The organism is Longimicrobium sp., from assembly GCF_036388275.1.
Taxonomy (GTDB): Bacteria; Gemmatimonadota; Gemmatimonadetes; order Longimicrobiales; family Longimicrobiaceae; genus Longimicrobium.
In genome coordinates, this window is record NZ_DASVSF010000047.1 from 1 (window position 1) to 4,585 (window position 4,585).

Consider the following 4,585-nt stretch of genomic DNA (forward strand, 5'->3'; position numbering starts at 1 on the left):
CTCGCCCGCCGCGTCCAGCACGTAGACGCGCGTGTTCGCCACCGGCCGCCCGATCGGCACCTGCGCAGCGCTGGAAGCATCGCCGCCGACCGCCCCGGACGTCGACCAGATGGTGGTTTCCGTGGGCCCGTACACGTTCCACAGCCCGCCGACGCGGCTCCGCACCGCGGACGCGAGATCCGCCGGAAGCGCTTCGCCGCCGCAGAGCGCCCGCATCTCCGTCGCGCCCTCCCACCCTGCGCTCACCAGCATCCGCCAGGTGGCGGGCGTGGCCTGCATCACCGTGGGTGCGTACGCCCGGATCGCCTCCGCCAGCGCCGCCGGGTCGCCGCTCCGCTCGCGCGGCAGAATGATGGTCCGTGCGCCGTGGAGAAGGGGGAGAAAGATCTCCAGCACCGAGATGTCGAAGCCGTACGTGGTCACCGCCAGCAGGCGATCCGCGGGCTCCATCCCCACGGTTTCGCGCATCGAGCGGAGGAGGTTGACCACGCCGCGATGCGGAACGGCGACGCCCTTGGGCCGCCCGGTGGAGCCCGAGGTGTAGATCACGTACGCCAGGTGCGCCGGCGTCAGTCCCTCCATGGCCGGGTCCGCCGCGGGCTGGTCGGCCCACTCCGGCCTGCCAGCGTCGATCTCCAGCACCGGCACGCCCGTGTGTTCGAACCGATCCCGGAACTGCTTCTGTGTCAGCACCGACGTGGGCGCGCTGTCGGCCAGCATGTACTCCAGCCGCTCGGCCGGCTGGGCCGGGTCCAGCGGCACGTACGACCCGCCCGCCTTCATCACGGCCAGCAGCGCGACGACCATCTCCGCGCTCCGCTCCACGCAGACCGCCACCCGCGCGTCGGGACCCACGCCCACCGAGCGGAGGTGGTGCGCCAGCCGGTTCGCCCGCGTGTTCAACTCGGCGTAGGTGAGACGCTCTCCTTCGAACGCCACCGCCTCGACGTCGGGCGTTCCGGCCACCTGGGCCTCGAACAGCTCGTGGATGCACGACTCGGCGGGGTACTCCGCCTCCGTGCGGTTCCACACCTCCAGTACCTGCCGCCGCTCGACCTGCGAGAGCACTTCGATGGATTCCAGCGGCCGCTCCGGCGCTTCCTCCAGCGCCTCGACCAGGCCCGCAAGCGCCGTGTGCATCAGCGCGCACACCCGCTGCGCGCCCACCTCCGCCTCTGCCTGCACCGTCAGGGAGAACGCCTCTCCCCAATCGTTCACGGAAAGGTTGAGCGGGTAGTTCGAACGCTCCATGATCTGCGCCTGCCTCGGCCCGCGCGCAGAGCTCTTCCCTCCTCCCCCTTTCCCTCCCCCTCCACCTCCGCCTCCGGCATGCCGGTAGTTGAAGAGCGCGGAGAACAGCGACGCAGGCGCCGGCACCCCGCTCATCTGCTGCGCCAGCGCGAGAGAGGCGTGCTCGTGCCGCACCAGGCTCGCCAGCAGCACCTGCGTCTGGCGAACGCTCGCCTCCGCACCTTCCCCCCCCACCCGGATCCGCACCGGCAGCGTGTTGATGAACGGCCCCAGCACCCGGTCCGCTCCCTCCCCGCCCTCCATGCGCCCGAAGAGCACCGTCCCGAAGACCACGTCGCTCCGGCCCGAGACCCGCGCCAGCACCTGCGCCCACGCTACGTGGAACACGGCCGCCGTGCTTACTCCCAGCCGCCGCGCACGCTCGCGCAGCCGCGCTGCGAGCTCCTCCTGCACCCCCAGCACCCCCTGCTGCAGCCCCAGCCCGTCTCCCCGCACCTCGCGCAGCCCGAACGGCGCCGTCGGCTCATCGACGTCTCCCAACAGCTCGCGGAAGAACGCTTCGTGCTCCGCGCGGCTTACCCCCAGCCGCGCCTGCGCCACGTAGTTGCGGAACGGGAGAGGTGCCGGCAGCTGCTCCGCGCGGCCATCCAGGTGCGCTCCCATCTCCTCGCGCAGCACCTCTGCCGCGGTATGGTCGCTCACCATGTGGTGCAGCAGCAGCAGCAGCCCCCAGCGCCCCGCGACGGCCTCCCGGGCGACGTAGGCACGCAGCATGGGAGCGCGGCCCATGGTTACGCCCCGCTGCCGCGGATCGATGCGCTCGTACAGATGCCTCGCCGCATCGTCCGCGGCGGGGTCTACCTCCACCTCTTCGACCACGAGTGGGGCGTGACGCCAGACCACCTGCACCGGCTCCGGGAGCCCCTCCCAGACCACCGCCGTGCGCAGGATGTCGTGCCGCGCGACCACCGCCTGCAGCGCGGCCAGGTAGGCGTCCCGCTGCTCGCGGCTCTCGAAGGAGAACGGCTGCGGGAGCAGGTAGGGGTCGTTCTCCGGGCTGAGCAGGTGGTGGAAGAGGATTCCCTCCTGCAGAGGGGCCAGCGGATAGATGTCCTGCACGTTCTCGGCGCCCCCCGGCACGCCGGCCACGATGCCGTCGATTTCCGCCTGCGTCAGCTCGACCAGCGGGAGCATCTCCGGCGTGATGGCACCGCAGCCGGCCGGGATCCGGTTCGGTGGGATCGCTACCTCGTGGGAGTCGCCTCCCGCCGCCGCGGCGAGCTCCGCTACCGTCGGCGTGGTGAACAGCGCGCGGATGTCCGCGCGCAGGCCGCGCCGGCGCATGCGCTCGACGAGGGTGACCGCCAGGAGGGAGTGCCCCCCCAAGGCGAAGAAGTTGTCGTGCACCCCCACCCGCTCGACCTTCAGCACCTCCGCCCAGATCCCCGCCAGCACCTCCTCGGCCGGCGTCCGCGGCGCCACGTACAGGTCCGCACCGGCCGCGTACTCCGGCGCCGGCAGCGCCTTGCGGTCCAGCTTCCCGTTCGGCGTCAGCGGCAGCGCCTCGAGCACCACGAAGGCGGCCGGCACCATGTACTCCGGCAGGCTCCGCCGCAGGTGTTCCCGCAGCTCGTCCGCTTCGACGACGCCGGCCACGTACGCCACCAGCCGCTGGTCGCCCGGCACGTCCTCGCGTGCCACGACCACACACTCGGTGACGCTCTCGTACTGGCGCAGCACTGCCTCGATCTCCCCCGGCTCGATCCGGAAACCGCGCACCTTGACCTGCGCGTCCACCCGCCCCAGGAACTCCAGCGTGCCGTCCGCCCGCCAGCGCGCCCGGTCGCCCGTGCGGTACAGCCGTGCGCCGCCTTCCGCCGAGAACGGATCGGGGACGAAGCGCTCCGCCGTCAGCCCGGCATTCCCCCGGTAGCCGCGCGCCACCCCGGCCCCGCCGATCAGGAGCTCGCCCGGGATGCCCACCGGCTGCGGGCCGCCGAGCGCGTCGCAGACGTACAGGCGCACGTTCCCCAGGGGGCGGCCGATCGGGTGCCCGTGCACCCCGTCCGCCGGGACGGGGTGCACGGAGGCCAGGATGGTCCCCTCCGTGGGGCCGTAGAGGACGTGCGACTCGGCTCCGGGGAGCGCCTCACGCATCTCCGCCAGCAGGTCGGCCGGGACGCGGTCGCCACCCACGAAGGCGCGCCGCAGCCGGGCAAGCCGGGGCGTCTCGCGCTCCGCCTGCACCAGCTGCCGCATCAGCGCGGGGACCGCGTGCACGAGCGTGGCGTCCGCGACCTCCTCCAGCAGCGCGGGCACGTCCAGCACCCGGTCGCGCTCCACCAGGCGAACTGCCGCGCCGGAGGTGAGCGGGAGCAGCGCCTCGAAGAGCCAGATGTCGAAGGCGTACGACGCCAGCGCCGGCATCACGTCGCCCTCCTCAACGCCGAACGTCTCGCGCGTGGCCGCCAGCAGGTTGGCCAGGGAGCCGTGCTGCACCAGCACCCCCTTGGGGCGGCCCGTGCTTCCGGAGGTGTAGATGACGTACGCCAGGCCCGCGTTGGACGCGGGCACCTCCGGCGCCGTCGTCGATGCGGTGTCGGGAAGCTGGTCCATCCGCACGAGGGTGGCACCGTGCTCCGGCAGCACGCCGGCCGTGCTCTCCGCAACGACCACCACCGGAAGCGCCGCGTCGGCGATGATCCATCCCAGCCGCTCCGCCGGGTAGCTGGGATCGAGCGGAACGTAGGCGCCGCCCGCCTTCCAGATCGCCAGCACCCCCACCAGCAGCTCGGGCGTGCGCTCCAGGCACAGCCCCACCGGGGTCTCGGGCCCGACCCCCAGGTCGCGCAGGTGCCCGGCGAGGATCGCCGCGCGCCGGTCCAGCGCGCCATAGGTCACGGCCTCCCGGCCATCCAGGAGGGCGACGGCCTCCGGAGCACGGCGCGCCCACTCGGCGAAAAGCGCGTGGGCCGGCGGGTTGGAGTATCCGCGCTCCGTGCGGTTCCACGTCCCGAGCACCAGGCCGCGCTCTTTCGCCGCGAGCAACTCCAGCTGCGAGAGCCGCAGGTCCGGGTTCTCCGCCACCTGCTCCAGCACCCGCGCCAGGTGGCCGAGCATCCGCTCGGCCGTGCCGCGCTCGAAAAGGTCCGTGCTGTAGGTCAGTCCGCCACGCAGCCCCTGGGCAGTCGGGGTGAGCACCAGCGAAAGATCGAACTTGGCGCTTGCGTTCCCCGCTCCGGCTCCGCTCACGCTCAGCCCCGGAAGAGCACTTCCCCCTCCTCCTCCTCCCCCGCCACCGTCCCCCTGCACCGTGAACACGACCTGGAACAGG

1 protein-coding gene is annotated in these 4,585 nt (G+C 72.8%); it reads right to left on the minus strand.

Going from position 1 to position 4,585, the window contains the following annotated elements:
* Positions 1-4,503 (minus strand): amino acid adenylation domain-containing protein (locus VF632_RS09595; RefSeq protein ID WP_331022658.1); only part of this gene is annotated, 4,503 nt, incomplete at its 3' end.
* Positions 4,504-4,585 lie beyond the last annotated feature (82 nt).